Genomic DNA, 1417 nt, shown 5'->3' with positions numbered 1-1417 from the left:
CGCCGGGGTGGTGGGGTCAGCGCAGGTACGGGTCGGTGCCCTCGGTCCAGTCGTGGTGCGAGCTCGGCGGCTGGCGGCGGCCGAGGCCGTCGGTGCGCAGCCAGTCGTACAGCCGGGCGCCGAGCCAGGCGGTCAGCGTGATCAGGGCCAGGGTGAGGATGAGTGCGGTCATGGCAGAAATCCTGCCGATCACTGGATCCCGCCACGAGTGGCAGGACTGCCGGACCACATCGACTTCCCGCCAGTTCCGTGGCAGGCTCGGCGGCATGCTGCAGCGAGTCGCCGCGATCGCGGTCCCCGGGGTGTCCGCGTTCGAGCTCGGGCTGGTGTGCGAGGTGTTCGGCATCGACCGCGCGGACACCGGCGGCCCGACGTTCGACTTCACGCTCTGCACCCCGGAGCCCGGGCTGGTCCCGATGGAGCCGGCGCTGGCGGTGGACGTGCCGGCGGGGCTCGAGGCCGCCGCCGGCGCCGACCTCGTGGTCGTGCTGCCGTACAAGGCGCCCTACGGGCTCCCCGACGCCGCGCGCGAGGCCATCCGCGCCGCGCACGACCGCGGCGCCTGGGTCATGAGCATCTGCTCCGGGACGTTCGCGCTGGGGGAGGCCGGGCTGCTCGACGGCCGCCGCTGCACCACCCACTGGATGTACGCCGACGACCTGCAGCGCCGGTACCCGACGGCCGACGTCGACCCCGCCGTGCTCTACGTCGAGGACCGCGGCGTCATCAGCAGCGCCGGCACCGCCGCCGGCATCGACGCCTGCCTGCACCTGATCCGCCGGGAGCTCGGTGCCCAGCAGGCCGCGATGGTCGCCCGCCGGATGGTCGTGCCCCCGCACCGGGACGGGGGGCAGGCGCAGTACGTCGACACCCCGCTGCCCTGCGACGCCGACACGCTCGCGCCGCTGCTCGCCTGGATGACCGAGCACCTGGACGCCGAGCTCTCGGTGCCGGAGCTCGCGGCGCGGGCGCTGATGTCCGAGCGCACGTTCGCCCGCCGGTTCCGCGCCGAGACCGGCACCACGCCCGCCGCCTGGGTGACCCGGCAGCGGCTGGTCCGGGCGCAGGAGATGCTCGAGCGGACGTCCGCCGGCGTCGACGAGGTCGCCCGTGCCAGCGGGTTCGGCAGCGCCGCGATCCTGCGGCACCACTTCGCGCGGGTCCTCGGGACGAACCCGCAGGCGTACCGCCGGCAGTTCGCGTGCACGGACGAGGCGGAGGCCGCGGCCGACCGCATGTCCGTGGCCTGACGCGCGGTCGCCAGGGGGCCCGGGCCCGCCGCCGACGACCCGACGCCGAGACCACGCCCCGCGTCGAGACCGGCACCCGCGCGCCGGCAACCTGCGCCGAGATAGGGCCTCCGCGTCGAGATAGGGCCGTGGGCGGTCCTATCTCGGACCGCGGGTCCTATCTCGGC

Annotated in this window: 2 protein-coding genes; one reads left to right on the top strand and one right to left on the bottom strand. The window is 75.4% G+C overall.

What is annotated here, in order from left to right:
• Positions 1-16: 16 nt before the first annotated feature.
• The gene (locus tag G6556_RS18825) at positions 17-172 is read right to left on the bottom strand and encodes a hypothetical protein (RefSeq protein WP_166944671.1); all 156 of its coding nucleotides are present in this window, start codon (positions 170-172) and stop codon (positions 17-19) included.
• 94 nt (positions 173-266) lie between these two features.
• Between G6556_RS18825 and G6556_RS18820 the strand changes: the two genes are divergently transcribed.
• Complete coding sequence (locus G6556_RS18820) at positions 267-1250, top strand: helix-turn-helix domain-containing protein (RefSeq protein ID WP_166944669.1); 984 nt, start codon at positions 267-269, stop codon at positions 1248-1250.
• The last annotated feature ends 167 nt before the right edge of the window (positions 1251-1417 follow it).

The organism is Cellulomonas sp. IC4_254, assembly GCF_011603975.1.
GTDB lineage: Bacteria > Actinomycetota > Actinomycetes > Actinomycetales > Cellulomonadaceae > Cellulomonas.
The sequence above is the reverse complement of the archived record's forward strand: the minus strand, read 5'-3'. Positions and strand labels throughout refer to the sequence as shown.

What these genes read in the sequence shown, in the direction of transcription:
- G6556_RS18825 (WP_166944671.1), bottom strand. Translation starts at nt 172, where the DNA reads ATGACCGCACTCATCCTCACCCTGGCCCTGATCACGCTGACCGCCTGG.
- G6556_RS18820 (WP_166944669.1), top strand. Translation starts at nt 267, where the DNA reads ATGCTGCAGCGAGTCGCCGCGATCGCGGTCCCCGGGGTGTCCGCGTTC.